We start from the raw sequence: 17,109 nt of genomic DNA, 5'->3' as shown, positions 1-17,109 counted from the left end.
CACCGGCTGACGAGCACGCTACGCATTAGTTCAGTAGCCGTGGTAGCGTCGCGCGGTGCCTGAGCTTCGAGTGGTTCGCGACCCCATCTATGGCTATGTCCGCGTCCCGAACAACTTCGTGCCCGTCGTGGACCATCCGCTGGTGCAGCGGCTGCGGCGCGTCTCGCAGACGTCGATGACATCAAGCGTGTGCCCGTCGGCGACGGGCATGCGGTTCGAGCACGCGTTGGGCACGATGCATCTCGCCCGGGAGGCGTGGGCCGCGATCGTCGAGAACACGGACGTCAAGACGATGGCGGAGCTCCGCAAGCGAATGATCGCGGAGGTCGAGGAGTTCCGCCCCAATGTGACGCTCTCGAACGATCCCGACGACTTCGTCCAGGTCGTCGACGATGGACTCGCTGCCGCTTCGCTGCTGCACGACCTCGGCCATCCGCCGTTCTCGCACGTCCTCGAGCCGTTCTTCGCGACGCTCGTACACGGCTGGCTCAGCGAGGAGCAGAAGGAGGAGTGGGGGCGGATCTGGCCCGGGCAGTTCCACGAGGCGGCGGGAACGCTGCTCGCGGCGACGGTGCTCGAACATCTCAATCCGCACGCCGCCGCGGTCGCCGAGTGGATCCTGCGAGTCGATCCCGACGAGCACCACCGCGCCGGGGCGGTGCTGCACTCCGTGCTCGCCAGCGAGATCGACATCGACCGGATCGACTACCTCATGCGCGACGCGCAGCGCGCGGGCACCGAGTTTGGCGCCGTGGACTACGTGCGGCTGATCCAGGCGCTCGAGATCCGCCGGTACGACATGAAGTTCCGGGTCGCGCCTTCGGCCCGGGCCCGCTCGGCGGTGGAGACGCTGCTCGTGCAGCGGACCCAGAGCTACAAGTGGATCATCTACCACCACCGCGTCGTCGGGACCAACGAAGCGCTGGCTCGCGCGGTGCAGCTTGCCTGGGATCTGCGCTCGGAGGCGTCCGAGGTCGAGGTGTTCGCCGATCGGCATGTCGTCGGCGAGCTGTTCGAGACGCACGTCCCGACGCTGAACTACATCCGACCGGTACTACGTGACGTGCGGCGCCGGACGGCGATCGCCACCGACCACGCGGACACCGACCGCGAGCGCGACGTGCTGCAGCGGCTGTCGATGCAGATGCAGGCGGGGGTCGACGACTCGACGATCGTCGAGTGGCTGAAGGGGGCGAGCGCGACCGCGGCGCTCCTGCGCAACCAGACGACGCGCCTCGAGCCGCGCGTCAAAGACCGGCTGAACGAGCTGATCACGTTCACGGACGTGGCGCTCTCGCGGCGACAGTGCATGGTCTCGGTCTGGAAGACGATCGAGGACTTCCAGGTCGTCGCCAACGATCTCGTCAACGAGCACTCGGTGGGGCGGATGCTCGTCGAGATCTGCAACGAGGAGCTGCCCGACGCGCGCCGTGCCGGCGAGCAACGTGTTCGTGGGTATCGGGACCGCTTGGATCACGCGCTGGTCGGGGAAGGCGGTGACCGCATGCGTGGCATCAACGTCCTTGCGCAGATCTTCCTCTCGGAACGCAGTTGGCGGCACGCGCTCGACACGCAGCTGCAGGCCGAGCACGGGACCGTGCTCGGGCGGCGCGGATTCTGGGCGACTGGCTACACCGGCTTCCGCGCCATCCGCACGCAGGGGCAGCTGGCGAGCCTCTGGCACATGACTCAGCGCGAGCCGGCGGCCATGCGGGAGACGTCGCCGCTCGTCGCCGCGCTGGACGCGGCCGAAGAGGCCCGGCCGCGGCTGTACGCCTACTTCCTGCTCGTGGAAGGCGACGACCCGCCGGCCCTCATGGAAGAGCAGCTGCGGCGCGCGTTCAACGAGACGTTCGCGCGCTTCCTGGCCGTGCAGTGGCGTGCCTTCATCAAGGGCATCGCCATCGCCGACGACGACTAGTTGGCGGCGGGCTCCGGTACCAGCGGCGCGAGTCGCTGGCCGTCGTCGCTCAGCGCGAACTTCCCGTCGCGGTGCTTGACGATGCCCGCGCTCACCATCGCGTCCAGCTGGGCTTCCACCGGCGAGTCGTCCGACCGGCCGACGCGCTCACACACGTCGCGCTGCAGCTCCCTGAGCGTCTGCGGGCCCGTGGCGAGGCTACGCAACACCGCGCGCTGATAGTCAGCAGGGGAGACGGTGGGCGGTTTGTCAGAAGCCATCATGAACCTATTCGCCATTGAAGGACCTCAGCATGAAGGCAAGCTCGAAGACATGGACAAATTACTGCGCGAACCTTAGAGCGTCCACCGGACGCGTCTTTATGTTCAGGCGCTGACACGCGAAAGTTCAGGGTGACGCCCCGACTGACAAGGGCGAGCGCAGGCAGCAAGCTGGCTCGCCTATGCGATTCCTCCCCACCGCTTTCATCGCCGCCGCCTGCCTGGCCCTCGCCGGGCCGGCCCAGGCGCAGCTCTCCCCGACCACCATCCTGCCGCCCGCCGGCAACGTCCCCTACGACGCCACGTTCGCCGTCGGCGTGCAGATCTACAAGTGCGACGGCACGGCGTGGACGTTCGTCGCCCCGCGCGCGACGCTGCACAACCTCGTCGGCAAGAAGGTCGGCGACCACTTCGCCGGGCCGACCTGGCGCTGGCGTGACGGCAGCTCGACCGTCGGCGCGAAGGTCGGCGAGGCGCCGAGCCCGAGCGGCGCGATCCCGCACCTGCTGCTGCGCGCGACGCCGACGGCTCCCGGCCACCTCTTCAAGACGAGCTTCATCCAGCGCCTGGCGACGACGGGCGGCACCGCGCCGGCCGCGTCGACGTGCACGCCGGAGGCCGCCGGCACGGTGCGCGAGGTGCGCTACACGGCCGCCTACGTGTTCTGGCGCAGCGCGCGAAAGTAATCGGTACGCTCGCGTCCGCTTGCGGGGTCTGATCGCGTGCATGTCGATGGTGCTGATGCTGGTGGCGTGCGGCGTGGCCGAGGCCAAGACGCGCGTGGGCACCGGCGGCAACGTGCACGCGGTCGCGGGACCCGACGGGACGGCGCACGTCGTCTGGCAGACGGGGACGACGCTGAGCTACTGCCGCGTCGCGCCCGGGACGGAGACGTGCGCCGCGTCGCAGACCTGGAGCGCGGCCGGCGCGCTCGGGACCGACGTCGACGTCGTCCGGGCGCCGAGCACGGGCACCGTGCACGTCGTCGTCTCGGTGTGGACGTCCGGCGGGCAGTTCCCCGGCGCGGGGCTGTGGTCGATCGCGTCCACCCAGCCCGACGCGGCCGGCAACACCTGGGCGGCGCCGAAGCGGATGACGGACGGCACCGCCGGCACCGGCGTCGGCAACACGCACCAGGGGACGATCTACGGCCCGGGCGCGTTCGAGATCGGCTGGCTCTCGCAGGTGGGAGCGCCGACACGGCTGACGTTCGGCACGACGAACGCTCCCGGCGTGACCCAGGGTGCCGTCGACACCAACCTGGAAGGGGCGTACGAGGCCGACGTCGGTCTCGCGGCGGGTGGTGCCCCGCTCGTCGTCTCGCGCTCGACGAACACCGGCGTGACGACGTACCGCTCGTGGGGCGGGACCGGCAACGTCCGCAACGTCGGCACGTGGCGTGCTCCGCAGACCCTCGGTGACATCGGCAGCGTCACCGACCTCGGCTCGAACGGCATCGCGGCGCCCGTCCTCGGCTCCTATTCGGAGGTGGCCGGCACCGACTGGCGGATCACCCTGCGCAAGTACGACTTCGCGTCGGACTCGTTCGGCGCTCCGGTCACCGTCAACGACGACGACACGCCGCGCAACGTGTGGATGTTCATGGACAGCGCGTCCAACGTGCACTCGCTGTGGACGTCGGGCACGTCGCGCTACGCCGGCGCCTCGTCCACCGGCCTCGTCTACAGCGCGTCCACGACGGGCGACAGCTGGCCCAAGTACGGCATCGTGCTCGACCAGGGCACGTCGACCGGGGTGCCGGCGCTCGCCGCGGGCTCGTCCGGCGCGGGCGTCGCGGTGTGGACGCGTGACGCCGGCAACGGCTCGACGGACGACGACGAGGTCTACCTCGGCGCCGTCGGCGGGCCGGGGTCGGCGTTCCCGGTCGACCCGCCGCCGCCCGGTGACCCACCGCCGCAGCCGCCGCCGGTCGATCCCTCGTGCGTCAAGCAGCCCACGCTCGGCGTGGCGAAGCTGCTCGCGACCGGTTGCTTCAAGAAGACGACGGGGACCAAGCTGACGACGGCGCAGCCGTTCCTGCTCAACGGCGTGACCGTCGATCCGGGCGGCAAGACGGTCACGGTCGACACCGCCAAGCGCACCCTGGAGACCGGGAGCGCGTCGCTGACGCTCGGCGTGATCAAGCTCGGCAAGGGCAAGCTCGACTACACGTTCCCGGCGACGGGTTCCTGGACCAAGCCCGGCGGCGCGATCGACCTCGACAAGGCCGGCTTCGGCGGCCAGCTGCTCGGGCTGGCGATCACCGGCGACGGCACGCTCAAGCTCACCGCGGACGGCAAGTCGCTGCTCACGGGCTACCTGCGCCTGCCCAAGCCGTTCGACGGTGTGACCGCGAAGCTCGACTTCAAGGCCGACAACTTCAGCGGGCTCCAGCTCGAGGGCCTGAAGTCCCACATCGACGACCTCGGGCTCGGCTTCCACGACCTCGACCTGCAGTACACGTCGGACCCGCCGACGTGGACGGGCAAGCTCAAGTTCCAGCCGTCCGTGCTCGGTGGGAGCGGCACCGACTTCGAGGGCGAGATCACGCTCGTCAACGGCTCCCTGCAGCGGCTCGCGATCGCCGCCAAGTTCGACGCGCCCGGCCGTGAGCTGTACCCGCCGCTCGTGTACCTGCGCTACGCGGGGCTCGAGCTGGAGCTGGACCCGGCGTTGCTGATCACCGGCAAGGTGGTCGTGGCCGGCGGCGCTTCGCCGACCGACACGCCGCTCGTCAGCGTCGGCCGTCCCTACGACGACTTCGGGACGCTGAAGCTGCGGCTGTCCTCGCCGTTCTCGCTGCGCGCCGACGGCCCGGTCTACGTGCTCGGCTCGCGCCTGGGCAGCGGCTACTTCCAGTACTCCTACCCCGGCTCGATCGAGTTCGGCGCGGAGGCCCGGATCGGCTCCTGCGACGGCGGGATCGCGGGCGTGGAAGCGTCCGCGAAGGGCTTCGTCGAGCTCTCGGGCGGCTTCAAGTTCAACGCCAAGGGCCAGGGCCGCGCGTGCCTGGGTTCGCTGTCGGCGGGCGCGACGGCGGTGCTTTCGAGCAAGGGCATCGCGGCCTGCGCCTCCTTCAAGTTCCCGCCGATCAGCGCCGGCGCGGGCCTGTTCTGGGGCGACCTCGTCCCGGACCTGATGCCGCTGCTGTGCGACACCGAGCCGTACGAGGTCGCGCAGTCGGCGCAGGCGGGCGGCGCGATCCAGGTCAAGCCCGGCCTCAAGCAGCTCAACGTGATCGCCACGGGTGACACCGGCGTGCCGCTGGTGACGCTGGTCGGCCCGAACGGTCTCCGCTACGAGGGCGTGGCGTCGGGCGTCGTCACCTCGCCCACCGGTGTCTCGGTCGGCGAGCCGGACCTCAAGCGCCAGACGTTCCTGATCGCCAAGCCGCCCGCGGGGGCGTGGACGCTGGAGCCCGCCGCCGGCTCTCCGGGCGTGGCGAAGGTCCAGGTCACGCGCGACGCCCCGCCGCTGAAGGTCACTGGCCGCGTCAAGCGCGGCGAGCTGCGCTGGAAGCAGGCCGGCGGCAGCGGCCAGACCGTGACCTTCTACGAGCAGGGCGAAGGCGTGCTGCGCAAGCTCGGCGTCGCCCGCGGCGCCTCGGGCACGCTGCGCTGGAAGCCGAAGGTCGTCCGCGGCGGCAGGCGCTCGGTCGTGGCGGTCGGTGAGGTCGAAGGCCTCGCCTCCGACAGCTTCACGCTCGGCGCGTTCACCGTCCCGAAGCCGCCCAAACCTGGCGTGGCGCGCAAGCTCAAGGCCACGCACCGCTCCGGCGCGCTGCAGCTGACCTGGACGCCGGCCAAGTACGCCGCCCGCCAGGAGCTTCGCGTGCAGCTCTCCAACGGGATCGGCCAGGTCTTCCGCGTCTCCGCCCGCACCAAGCGCCTGAAGGTCCCGAACGTCGCCTCCACCGTCACCGGCCGGGTGACGATCGTCGGCCTCCGCGCCGACGGCGTGGCGGGGAAAACCGCCCGCGCGACCGTCAAGCGGGCGCCCAAGAAGCGCTGACGCCCGTCCGACGCGTCTGCTTTCCTGCCGCGTCCGATGTCTGTCGACAAGCTTCAAGAAGCCGAAGAACAGGTCGCCCAGATGCGCGAGGAGGCCGAGCGCAAGGAGCAGGACTCCCTGCGTGAGGACCTGCGCCGCCCGCCGCTCGGCGACACCGCCGGCAAGCCGCACAAGGGGATCACGGCCGCGCTCACGCAGGTGCGGGCGATGGCCAACATGCGCACCGGCGCGCTGGAGGACATCCACGAGCTGGCGGTGTCCATCCGCGAGACCGGGCTGCTGCATCCGCCGCTGGTGCGGGAGACCGGCGAAGAGGAGCAGCCGTACGAGCTGCTCGCCGGGCAGCGCCGCTTCGCCGCGATGCAGCTGCTCGACGAGGCGGAGGAGCCCCAGGACTGGCGCTTCACGCTCATCGACGGCATCTCCACGCGCGAGGCGCTGACGATGCAGTTCGCCGAGAACTTCCATCAGAGCAAGCCCGAGCCGGTGCAGTTCGCGCGCGCCGTGCGGCTGATCATGAAAGAGGACCCGTCGCTGACGGCGGCGGAGGTCTCGCGGATCGTGGGCGCGCCGGTCGACTGGACGCGCAAGTCGCTGAAGCTGCTGGATCTGCCGGAGGCGATCCTGCAGAGCGTCGAGCGCGGCGACCTGTCGTTCACGACCGCCGACTTCGTCCGCCGCCAGGTGGCACGCGGCGCGGTGTCCGAGGAGAAGGCCGAGGCGCTGGTCCACGATCTCGCGGCCGGCGAGATCAACACCACCGAGCTCAAGTTCGGCGCCGGCTACGTCCCGCCGCCGCCGGAGAACTACGCGGAGATCTCCGACCGCCTGGACGCCGCGCGCCGCGAGGCCGCCAAGCCGCAGCCGCGCGAGGAACGCGACGAGGACTACCCGGACGTCGACCGCGAGCCGTCGGACTCCACGCCGCTGTCGGTGCGCGTGGCCACCGAGCCGTCCCCCGGATCGAGCCACGGCCCGACCGACGCGGAGCTGGACGCCTTCATCCTCGGCGCCTTCCTGCACCACTCGGCCGCGCCGCGGACGAAGAAGCTGCTGCGGATCACGGGCGAGGCCGACGCGCACGAGTACGCGCGGTCGCTGCGCCCGCACGAGCGGCTCCCCGCGCTGCGGTCGTTCGCGCGCGAGGCCATCGACGCGATCTAGCCCCGCAGGGCGTCGATGAGCGCCTGGGCCGCGGCTGAGCGGTCCGGGCGCGTGACGGCGAGCACCTCGCGCCGGAACGGGCGCGGATCCTCGACCCGGATCGCGCGCACGCCCGGCGGGAGCGCGTGCTCGAGCAGCGAGGGGATGACGGCGACGCCGACGCCGGCGGCGACCAGGCCGAGCCGCGCGGGCCAGTCGCGGAGCGCGTGGGCGATCCGCGGCTCCTCGTCGAGCGTCGGCCACGGGCCGAACTGCGGGCCGCTCTCGTCGGCGACGCCGACGATCCACGTCTGGCCGCGCAGGTCGGCGACGTTCACCCACGTGCGACCGGCGAACGGGTGCGTCTCGCCGACGGCCAGCAGCGCGCCGCCGCGCACCACGACGTCGGCGCGCAGGTCCTCGAGCGCGTAGTCCAGGCCCGCGCCGACGGCGATCACGCCGACGTCGACCCGGCCCGCGCGGAGCCGTCGCAGCTGGGCCGCGCTCCCGCCCTCGCGCAAGCGGATCGTGATCGCGGGGTGCTGCTCGCGCATGCGGGCCAGCGCCTGGGGGACGAGCCCGGCGAGCGCGGTCGGGAAGGCGCCGAGCGTGAGCCGGTCGACGAGCTGGTCCTCGAGCTGGGTGAGCGCGAGCGTGGCGGCGTCGACGCGGTCCAGGATGCCGCGGATGTGCGTGAGCAGCGCCCGGCCGCGGGCGGTCGGCTCGACGCCGCGAGGCAGGCGCTCGAACAGCGGCGCGCCGGTCGCCTCCTCCATCAGCGCGACCTGGCGGGAGATCGCGGACTGCGTGTACCCGAGGGCGTGGGCCGCGCCGGTGAGCGAGCCGCGGGCCGCGACCTCGCTGACGATGCGCATGCCGGTGAGCGTCAGCTCAGCCATGCGCAAAGGCGATGGCAGCGATGCGAGATCATCGCTTGTTCGATAGCAGATCGAGCCTAGCTTCAAGGGTATGGAACGGACTTGGTTGATCACGGGAGCGGCCGCCGGACTCGGCCGCGAATGGACCGAAGCGGCGCTGGAGCGCGGCGACCGCGTGGCGGCGACGGCGCGCGGCGGCCTGGAGCGGTTCGCGCCGCTGGCCGAGCAGCACGGCGACCGGGTGCTCCCGCTCGAGCTCGACGTCACCGACCGCGCGCAGGCCTTCGCGGTCGTGCGTGAGGCGGCGGACACGTTCGGCGCGCTCGACGTCGTCGTCAACAACGCCGGCTACGGGCACTTCGGCATGGTCGAGGAGCTGTCGGAGGCCGACATCCGCGCCCAGCTGGAGACGAACTTCTTCGGCACGCTGTGGGTGACGCAGGCCGCGCTGGCGATCATGCGCACCCAGGGCTCCGGGCACATCCTCCAGAACACGAGCGAGGGCGGGATCATCGCCTACCCGGGCATCGGCGCCTACCACGCGTCCAAGTGGGCGGTGGAAGGGCTGACCGAGTCGCTCGCCCAGGAGGTCGGGAGCTTCGGCATCAAGGTCACGCTCGTCGAGCCCGGCCCGTACGACACCGGCTTCGGCGGCACCCACAACCTCAGCGACCCGCTGCCGGCCTACGACGGGGTCCGCGCGAGCGGCGCGCAGGACTGGGACTTCGGCGACCCGCGCGCCACGCGCGACGCGATCCTGCGGGTCGTCGACGCGGACGCGCCGCCGCGGCGGATCTTCCTCGGCCGCTCCTCCCTGCCGCAGGTCGAGGCCACCTACGCGGCGCGGCTGGCGACCTGGCGCGAGTGGGAGCCGGTGTCGCTCGCCGCTATGGGTGCCGTTTGAGGCCGCGCAGGATCTGGTCGGCCTGGCGGTGCGGTGCGCGGATCGCGACGCCGACGAGGTCCAGGTCGTCCGTCGCGACGGCCTTGACCGCGGCGCGGTTCTCGTCGTCGTGGCCGGTGGCGAACAGCTCCTGCGTGTAGATCGCGAGGTCGGCCTCGCGCTCGAGCGCGCGCCGGTGGACCTTCGTCAGCGCGTCGGCGCTCGCCTCGTAGACGAGCACGGGCTGGCGGAGCATCGGCAGGTAGGTGACGCCGTCGGCGTCCTCGTAGCTCGGGCCGACCGTGCCCTCGGGCCCGGTGGCGATCACCCCGCTCATCAGGAACGCGGTGACGTTGAGTCGCTGCCAGGTGGCGAGGTCGTCGCGGACGACGACGGCGATCTTGGTCGGGAAGTCGGTGACGCCCATCGCCCTGCAGCATCGCGCGGCGGGCGGCGCGCGTCTTGAACGATCTTGCGGTGCCGGCTACGCGGCGGCGTACCGCGCGGGCGTGATCCCGACATGGCGGCGGAACGTGCGCGTGAGGTGCGCCTGGTCGGCGAAGCCACAGCTCAGCGCCACCTCGGCCGGAGCGCGCCCGGCGCTCAGCAGCGCCCGTGCCCGGTTCACCCGCAGGTCGAGCTGGAAGGCGTGCGGCGGGAGCCCGACCTGCGCGCGGAACCGGCGCACGAGCTCGAACCGGCTCAGCGCGGCGACCTTCGAGAGCTCCGCGAGCGACACGGGCTGATCCCACTGCTCACGGAGGTGCGCGATCGCGCGGCGGACCGCGGCGTGCTCGACCCGGTCGCGCGGCGTCTGTGGGCCGGGCCGCAGGTGCGGCTTGAGCGTGTCCACCGCGTGCAGCACCGCCTCGTCGCGCTCCAGGCCGGCGGGTGCGTGGGCGAGCGCGCGGTGCGCGGCAAGCATCGCGGCCCGCAACGTCGGGTCCGAGAACACGACCCAGCGGGCGGCCCGTGGCGCGGCGGCGTCCCGCTCATCCCACGCCGACAGCAGCTCCGGCTCGAGGTAGAGCACCTTGTACGCCCAACCCTCGGGCACGGCCGGCACGCCGGTGTGCACCGCCTCGGGCTCGAGCACGAAGCACTCGCCGTCGGTCGCCCGCTCCTGGCGCGCGTCGACCTGGAACGCGGCCGCGCCCCGCTCCATCACCGCGATCGTCCACGTGGGATGGCTGTGCGGGCGGTACGCGTGGCGCTCGAAGTTCGCGTGCAGCGCCTCGACGCCGTCGAGCCCCTCGGGCCGGTACCAGTGGACCGCTTCCGCCACGGCCGGCTAGGGCTCGTCGGGGCCCTCGTCGAGGAAGCGCGAGAGCTCCGCCACGTCGTCGGTCGTGAGCGTGCACTGCTGCGGCTGGATGTACTGCGGCCCGGAGATCGAGACGATCGCGCGCTTGCCGGAACGGCCCCAGGTCACGTGCAGGACCTGTCCTTCGTCGGCGTCGATGCGGAGGGCAGGCTGCTTGGGCTTGGTCACGAGGCGCCGAACCCTAGGTGATTTGCCGCACGTCCGTGATCGCCGTCGCGTCGAGCGCGTCGTCACCGCGCTCGTAGGCGCCGGTCGTGATGCGGATCGCGATCGCGTCCAGCAGGGCGAACGCCTCCTTGTACCCGTCGAGCCGCTGCCCCTGGCGGTCGCCCATCAGCACGTACTCGGGCTCGTCATCGGTCACGACCTCGAGCTGTCGCAGGCCGGAGCCGGCGGGGATGGGCTCCCTCGCGACCTCGGGGAACGTGCTGCGTCCGAGCTCGGCCCGGATGCGCGCGATGACGTCGGTGTCGACGCGGGCGGTCCACGTGCCGCTGCCGTTGCGGCCGCCGTAGTGCTCGAGCGCCGCGGTGCCGTCGGCCTCGACCGTCAGCACGATCCGGCCGAACGGGTCGCCCGGGTTGTGCTCGTTGCCGATCGTGTACCAGAGGCGGTCACCGGGGGTGACGGCCGAGCGGCGCAGGCGCCCGATCGGCAGGAGCGCGTCGGGCGAGACCGCGATCGCGAACTTGTGGACGTCGGCGAAGTCCGCCAGCAGGCCGTGCTCGTTGAGCCGCTCGCTGAAGTACGGGCTGCGCGCCTCCTCCCGGTGCCGCAGCGCCGAGAGCCCCTGGACGTCGACGTCGAAGCCCAGGAAGTCCCAGGACGAGCCGGCGAACCCGCCGATCGCCACCACGTCGTAGCCGGTGATGCCGTCGCGCGCCAGCCGCGTCACGAGGCGCCGCAGGCCCATGACGTCCTCGGCCGCCTCGAGCCGCTGCGCCTGCACGAGCAGCTGCTCCGGCACCTCCTCACCCAGGCCCGGACGATCGAAGCCCTCGTACGTGCCCGGCCCGAGGATCGCGAACCGGCGCTCGTCCTCAGGCGGCGCGACGGACGGGTCGGCCCACGGACGCCCGCGCCCGCCCCACGCGTAGCGGTACTCCTCGAACGAGGTGTCCTCCTTGCCGAACACGAAGCCGCACTGCGGGCACGCCTCGTGCGACGGCTTGCCGAGCTGCGCCTCGTACGGCGGCGTGAGCTCGAGGTCCGGCGGTGGCGGCCACTGCTTGTACGGCTTGAACGGGAGCTTCAGGTACGCGCAGACGGGACAGACGTGCGTCTGCGCCCGACCCTTCCCGAAGAGCTTCACGTGGCGCCACGCTGGTAGCGGCCCTCGCTGAGCTCGCGTGCGAAGGCCTGCAGGGCGTCGACCGCCTCGCGGTAGCCGTCGACGGCGGCGGCGTCGCGGAGGGACATCATCAATGACCGTGAGTCGTCGAGCTCGGGAAGCTCGAGCTCGAAGACGATCGAGCCCATGACCGGCATCACGCCCTGTGGCGGCCACGGGAAGCCGCCGCGTACGGCCAGCGCCTTGATCTCCTCGATCTGCGCAGGATCCATCCGGCCGCTCCACATCCGGCGGTCGCCGCCCATCAGGTGCTCGAGGTACGCCACCCCGTCCTTGCCGATCGTGAGCGCGATGCGTCCCCAGGGATCACTGGGCGAGCGCTCGTCGCCGACGGCGAAGAAGATGCTGACGTCGGTGGGCGGGCCGTCGGCGGCCGCGGCGGGCAGCCAGATGCCGTCGTCGGAGACCATGTCGGCGTAGCGCGCGCCGAAGTCGTCGGCGCTGTCGTTGAACCACTCGTCCGACGCGTCGCGCACCGCGTGCAGGAACGCGTTCAGGCGCGGGGTGTGGCACGCCGCCAGCTCGGAGTTGTCGAGCATGCCGTCGGGCCATTCCTCCTCGAGGAAGCCGATCACGCGCGGGAACCAGACGTCGGTCATCAGCGTGATCGAGACGAAGTCGCGGGAAACGCTGACGCTCACGGGCGGCACGTAGGCGATGTGGTCCCACGTGATCTCCGGCGCGTCGGGACGGAGGCGCTCGAGCAGCTCCCCGACGTAGATCACCTCACCCTCCCGGCGCTCTCCCGCCTCATGCCAGCAGATCGTCCCGGGCGTCACGAACTCCCGGCCCGGAAGCTCGGGCTCCAGGCGGCTCGCGATCGCGACGTCATCCTCGACGGGCTGCAGATCCTGGCCGTGCTCGTCGACGCTGGCCGGGCGGAAGACCCGCGTCTCGGCACCGGCGCGCAGGATGGCGCGAACGAGGGCGTCCTGATCCGCGGCGCGCGCAAACCACACCGCGAGTGCGCCCTCGCGGACCGACCCCCACACGGTCTTGCTCACCAGGGCGCCTTCACGGTGACGATCCGGCCGTTGATCCGGACCACGACCTGGTCCACTGCATCCTTGCTGCTCAAGCTCCCCATCTTGTCACGGACCCACTGCCTGAGGGCTTCGTCGTCATAGGCGTGCAAGGGGTTCTCCGCCTCGCGGATGGTGAGGTCGACCGTCCGTGTGTACGGCGTGCCGTCCTCCCGCAGGGGTGGCGTCTCGGTCTGCCCGGCGTTGGACTTGGCCTTCGCTCCCTTGCCCGCGAGTTGGTTCGCGGCGCCCTTCATGTTCTCGACCACGCCGTCCTCCGTGCGGCTGGTGATGTCCTTCATCTGCAGGACCTCTTGGTCGGTGAGGTCGACGACGTCTCCGCCCTTGCCGTTGATCGCTCCGATCTGCACGTCATGGCCGGCACGAACCCGCTGCATGACACGCTCGAGCTCTGTGAGCGCCCCGCGGTCACCGCCGGCGATCTTCTTGAGATGTGCGCCGAGGCTGTCCGGGTTGGCCAGCTTTCCGCTGCGGACGAGATCCTCGACGTTCTCGATCACTCGTGCGTCGGGGAACTTCTCGGCGGCGTTGCCGGCCTGCTTGGTGATGCTCTTGATCACGTCGCCGCGGACACCCTGCTGGGCAAGGTCGTCCATGATCGGGACGAGGTGGGGTGTGTCCACGGCCGCGTCGAGGATGTCGTCCGGGTGCACGCCCTTCCCGAGCAGGCGGTTGACGACCGCCGGGTCGGCGGCCTCGCCGAGCACGCTCCTGGAGGCGTCGTCCAGCTCGTCCCAGCTCTTGGGGCCGTTCGTCCTGGGCGCCTCGGCTCGCGGACCCGGCGTCGGCGAGCTCGAGCTCGAGCCGGACGAGCCGCCCTTTGCGGCACGCGCCTTGTTGATGTCGTCCTGGAGCTGCGTCAGGTGACGGTCCTTGAGCTCCGTCCCCGGGTTGTGCACGTAGCTGCCCGTCTTGGGGTCCGGGATCGGCGACCCGTCCGGGTTGCGCTTCCAGAAGTCGCCCATGAGCGAGTCGTCCGTGTGGACGTTCGACATGTTGCCGCCACCGCGGTTGTACGCGGCCTTGGTGTAGTACTCGTCGCCGAAGCCCAACCCGTGCCCGAGCTCGTGGGCGTGGGTCGTCGGGTTGGAGTTCACGTACCAGTTGCCCTGGTCCGCCGCGCCCCCGCCCGGGTGGGTGTTGACGCGGATCGTCGCCTTTGACGCGTCGTCGACGAACTCGACGTTGACGTGCAGGCGGTCGCCGTCGGGGAGCACCTTGCCGCTGTTGTAGTACTCGTCGATGCCCTTGTAGGCGTCCGCGCGGACGCGGGCGAGGTCATCGGGTCCGACGCCGGGCTGGGCGTCGAGCTTGACCCGCATGTTGACCGTGGTGAGGTTGCCGTTGTCGTACGTGTGGCGGTAGACGTCGAAGTTCTGCTCGCCGACGTAGCCGTACGGCGAGCCGTCCGGGTTGGTCATCGGGCGGCCCTTGGCGTCGGCCATCTGGTCGGTGTAGGTGCGCTTGACGTTCGTCCCGCTCGCCAGCGACTCCCGCTGCTGGTTCGCGTAGAAGTCGCGCAGGTCGTCCTGGGCCTTCTGGTAGTCCGGGCCCTTGTCGACCCCTGTGGCGCGGTCGATCCGCTCCTGCAGAGGGGTCGGCTCCTGGATCTCGTCGGCCTTCTTGGCCGCGTCGCGGGCGACGGCGTCCGCGTCGTCGGTGACCTCGACCTTGCTGCCCGCGGGCTCCTCGCGCGTCGCGCCGCCCGTCGACGGCTTGGTCGTCGGTGCCTTCGGCTTGACGATGTTCGGGAACTTCTTCTCGAGCGCCCCGCGGGTGGCGTTGCCGAGCTTGGTGCCGAGCTTCTCCGCGGCCTTGAACGGCGCGGCGACGATCTTCCCGGGCACGGTCTTGCCGGCCTTGGAGCCGAGCGTGGCGAGCTTGCCGCCGACGTTCTTGAGGCCGCGGCCGAGGGCCTGAACGCCCTTGCCGAGCGCGCTGGAGGCGATCTTCGAGCCCATCCGGCCGACCGCGCTGTTGGCGACGCTGGTGCCGAACTTGCCCGCGACCTTGGAGCCGATCGCGCCGAGGCCCTTGCCCAGGCCCGGGATGAGGCCGGTGACGCCGCCGATCAGCATCGCGGTGCCCAGGCCCTCGTTCCACTTCTTGCCGGACGCGAGGTTGGTGACGACCTGGCCGGCGCCCGCGCTGATCGCGCCGATCACCGCGCCGGCGACCACGAGCACCGCGAGGCCCGAGCCGAAGGTGGCGATCACGAACGCCGTCAGCGCGATGGCGACGATGAGGCTGACCCAGAAGCCCGGGTCGGTGAGCATCTTGGCGACGAACTCGAACGCGGCCTTGAGCTTCTCCGCGACCCACTTGGCGGCGGAGACGATCTTGCCCCACAGGCCGCCCGGCTTCTTGGGCTCCTTGGTCGCCGCGGCGTTGACCTTGGCCTGGCCCTCGGAGACCTTGCCGGCGTTGTCGCCCGGGATCTTCGCGGTGCCGCCCTGGACCTTGGCCTCGTGGGCGGACATCTCGGTCTTGGTCTTGTTCAGGCCGTCCGAGAGCTTGCCCTTGACCTTCTCCTTGGAGGACTTGACCTTGCCCGTGTAGTCGGTGACGGTCTTGTCACCGGCCGCGGTGGCGGACTTGGCCGTGCTCTGGACCTGCGTGCCGACGTTCGCCGCGAGGCTGTTCGCGCCGGTGGACGCGCCGGTCGCGGTCTGCGCGGCGGACCCGGCCGCGCCCGCCGCGCCGCTGGCGAGCCCGGTCTTGGCCTGCTTGGCCACGCCGCCGGTGGCGGTGGTCGCCATCTTCGCCGTCTTGCCGCCCGCGACGATCCCGCGCGCGCTCATCTCCTTGAGCTGGCCCTTGACCTCGCCGGCGACGCCCGCGGCGTCCTCCCGCATGATCGGCGCGCGGTTGATCAGCTTGCGGATCTTGGCCGCGCTGGTCTTCAGGCCCTTCAGGGCGGCGGAGTGCTGCGCGCCGACGGCCTGGTTCGCGGTGGCGGCGCCCTTGGTGAGCCCCGCCTTGGTCTGCGCGACGGTCGACGCGATCTGCTGCGTCGCGGCGCCCTGCTGCGCGGCGAGTGAAGCGTTCGTCTGCGAGCCGACCTGGCCGAGCGCGCTCTGCCCCGAGCTCACGCCCTTGGCGACCGCGCTGTTGGCCTGCGAGGCGATCGTCGTCAGGTTCGACATCGCCCCGGGCAGCGTCGACTTGATCGCCGTCGCCGCCTCCTTGCCCTTGGCCTGCATGGCCGAGCCGATCTTGCCGCCCTGGCTCTGCACGCCGGAGACGACCTGCCCGCCCTGGGACTTGACCTTGCCCGACGTCTCGCCCGAGACCTTCGAGGCGACCTTCGCGTTGCCCTCGGCCGCGGCCTCGTTCGCGCCGCCGCCACCGCCGGACTGGCCCTGCACCGAGCCCGCGGTCGAGTCGATCGTGCCCTTGACCTTCTGGCTGGAGGCCGTGACCGCCGACTTGCCCTGCGTGGCCATCTCCGAGCCGGTCTGCGTCGCGGCGTTGGACGCCTCGTCGACCGCGCTCTTGGTCTTCGTGGAGGCCGCGCCCTTCCAGGTCGTGACCTCGCCCTTCGCGGTCGCGCCCGCCGCGGTGACCTTGCCCTTTGCGCCGGAGACCGCCGCGCCGACCTGGCCCCTGGCCTTCGCGAACGCCCCGCGCACGGCGCCCTGGTGCTGGGTGCCCGCCTCGGACACCTCGCGCTGGTGCTTGCCGACGGCCTGCGAGATCGCCTGCTTGGTGCGCTGCTGGGCCTGCTTGAGTCGCTGCGCCTCGGCCTGCGTCGCCTCGGCGACGGCCTGGTTGGCGGCCCGGCGACCTTCCTTGATAGACCGCTTGCGCTCGCGCTCCTCCGCGCGCGCCTCCTCGGCCGCCTCACGGATCTGCGCGGCGCTGTAGCCCTCGGCGAGCAGCTTGCCCTCGTCCTCGGGGCTGAGCTCGTCGCCCTCCTCGGCCTCCTCTTCGGCCTCGGCCTCGAAGTCGCCGCCGTCGGCCTCGGCTTCGGCTTCGCCACCTTCGTGCTCGCCGCCGGCCTCGGCCTGCTGCTCGCCGCCCTTGTCGTCGCCGGCCTCGCCCTTCTCGTCCTTCTCGCCGCCGGCGTGTTCCTGCTCGCCGCCCTCGTGCTTGTGCTCGCCGCGCTCCTCGTCCTTGTGGTCGGCCTCGCCGCGCGCGTCGTCGCGCTCTTCGTGCTTGGGCTCGGCGTGGGCGGGCTTCGCCTCGGCGGCCTCGTGCGGCGCGGCCTCCGGCAGGGCGGCAGGAGCCGCCGCCTCGGGACCGGCGGCCGCGGCCGGGGCGGCAGTCGTCGCCGCGGCCTCCGGGGGCGCGCC

The 17,109-nt window shown here is 71.7% G+C and carries 13 protein-coding genes; 5 read left to right on the top strand and 8 right to left on the bottom strand.

Annotation, left to right across the window (positions count from 1 at the left end; genetic code table 11):
- The first annotated feature begins 55 nt into the window (after positions 1 to 55).
- The gene (locus tag OJ997_RS02050; RefSeq protein ID WP_270023331.1) at positions 56 to 1,921 is read left to right on the top strand and encodes an HD domain-containing protein; all 1,866 of its coding nucleotides are present in this window, start codon (positions 56 to 58) and stop codon (positions 1,919 to 1,921) included.
- Here the strand turns inward: OJ997_RS02050 and OJ997_RS02045 are convergent.
- A complete protein-coding gene (locus OJ997_RS02045) occupies positions 1,918 to 2,130 on the bottom strand; it encodes a hypothetical protein (RefSeq protein WP_270023330.1) in 213 nt (70 codons plus the stop codon). The genes OJ997_RS02050 and OJ997_RS02045 overlap by 4 nt on opposite strands.
- A 233-nt stretch (positions 2,131 to 2,363) precedes the next feature.
- On the opposite strand from OJ997_RS02045, the gene OJ997_RS02040 reads away from it, so the two are divergent.
- The 3 genes from OJ997_RS02040 to OJ997_RS02030 are packed head-to-tail and all read left to right on the top strand — an operon-like array spanning position 2,364 to position 7,356.
- Positions 2,364 to 2,867 (top strand): DUF3455 domain-containing protein, encoded by a 504-nt coding sequence (locus OJ997_RS02040; RefSeq protein ID WP_270023329.1) that lies wholly within the window; start codon positions 2,364 to 2,366, stop codon positions 2,865 to 2,867.
- Positions 2,868 to 2,886: 19 nt separating this feature from the next.
- Positions 2,887 to 6,192 (top strand): hypothetical protein, encoded by a 3,306-nt coding sequence (locus tag OJ997_RS02035; protein ID WP_270023328.1) that lies wholly within the window; start codon positions 2,887 to 2,889, stop codon positions 6,190 to 6,192.
- A gap of 36 nt (positions 6,193 to 6,228) precedes the next feature.
- A complete protein-coding gene (locus tag OJ997_RS02030; protein ID WP_270023327.1) occupies positions 6,229 to 7,356 on the top strand; it encodes a ParB/RepB/Spo0J family partition protein in 1,128 nt (375 codons plus the stop codon).
- Here OJ997_RS02030 and OJ997_RS02025 read toward each other — a convergent pair.
- Positions 7,353 to 8,234, bottom strand: coding sequence for a LysR family transcriptional regulator (locus tag OJ997_RS02025; RefSeq protein WP_270023326.1), 882 nt, complete (start codon positions 8,232 to 8,234; stop codon positions 7,353 to 7,355). The genes OJ997_RS02030 and OJ997_RS02025 overlap by 4 nt on opposite strands.
- Before the next feature lie 70 nt (positions 8,235 to 8,304).
- On the opposite strand from OJ997_RS02025, the gene OJ997_RS02020 reads away from it, so the two are divergent.
- Positions 8,305 to 9,117 (top strand): SDR family NAD(P)-dependent oxidoreductase, encoded by an 813-nt coding sequence (locus OJ997_RS02020; protein ID WP_270023325.1) that lies wholly within the window; start codon positions 8,305 to 8,307, stop codon positions 9,115 to 9,117.
- Here OJ997_RS02020 and OJ997_RS02015 read toward each other — a convergent pair.
- From OJ997_RS02015 to OJ997_RS01990, 6 genes are all read right to left on the bottom strand, one after another.
- Positions 9,101 to 9,523 carry a DUF2000 family protein gene (locus OJ997_RS02015; RefSeq protein WP_270023324.1) on the bottom strand — a complete coding sequence of 141 codons (423 nt, stop codon included), beginning with the start codon at positions 9,521 to 9,523 and terminating at the stop codon, positions 9,101 to 9,103. The genes OJ997_RS02020 and OJ997_RS02015 overlap by 17 nt on opposite strands.
- A 57-nt stretch (positions 9,524 to 9,580) precedes the next feature.
- Positions 9,581 to 10,381 carry an AraC family transcriptional regulator gene (locus OJ997_RS02010; RefSeq protein WP_270023323.1) on the bottom strand — a complete coding sequence of 267 codons (801 nt, stop codon included), beginning with the start codon at positions 10,379 to 10,381 and terminating at the stop codon, positions 9,581 to 9,583.
- Between the two features lie 6 nt (positions 10,382 to 10,387).
- Positions 10,388 to 10,588: a hypothetical protein gene (locus OJ997_RS02005; RefSeq protein WP_270023322.1), complete on the bottom strand. Its 201-nt coding sequence runs from the start codon at positions 10,586 to 10,588 to the stop codon at positions 10,388 to 10,390.
- Positions 10,589 to 10,601: 13 nt separating this feature from the next.
- On the bottom strand, positions 10,602 to 11,732 hold the full coding sequence (locus OJ997_RS02000; protein WP_270023321.1) for a hypothetical protein: 1,131 nt from the start codon (positions 11,730 to 11,732) through the stop codon (positions 10,602 to 10,604).
- Complete coding sequence (locus OJ997_RS01995; protein ID WP_270023320.1) at positions 11,729 to 12,775, bottom strand: hypothetical protein; 1,047 nt, start codon at positions 12,773 to 12,775, stop codon at positions 11,729 to 11,731. The genes OJ997_RS02000 and OJ997_RS01995 overlap by 4 nt, the downstream gene beginning before the upstream one ends.
- Positions 12,772 to 17,109: hypothetical protein (locus tag OJ997_RS01990; RefSeq protein WP_270023319.1), on the bottom strand; the 4,338-nt coding region annotated here is incomplete at its 5' end. The genes OJ997_RS01990 and OJ997_RS01995, both read right to left, overlap by 4 nt.

The sequence above is a fragment of the Solirubrobacter phytolaccae genome (genome assembly GCF_027587195.1).
Classification (GTDB): domain Bacteria; phylum Actinomycetota; class Thermoleophilia; order Solirubrobacterales; family Solirubrobacteraceae; genus Solirubrobacter; species Solirubrobacter phytolaccae.
Note: the sequence above shows the minus strand (reverse complement) of the source record. Positions and strands in the feature narration are given on the sequence as shown.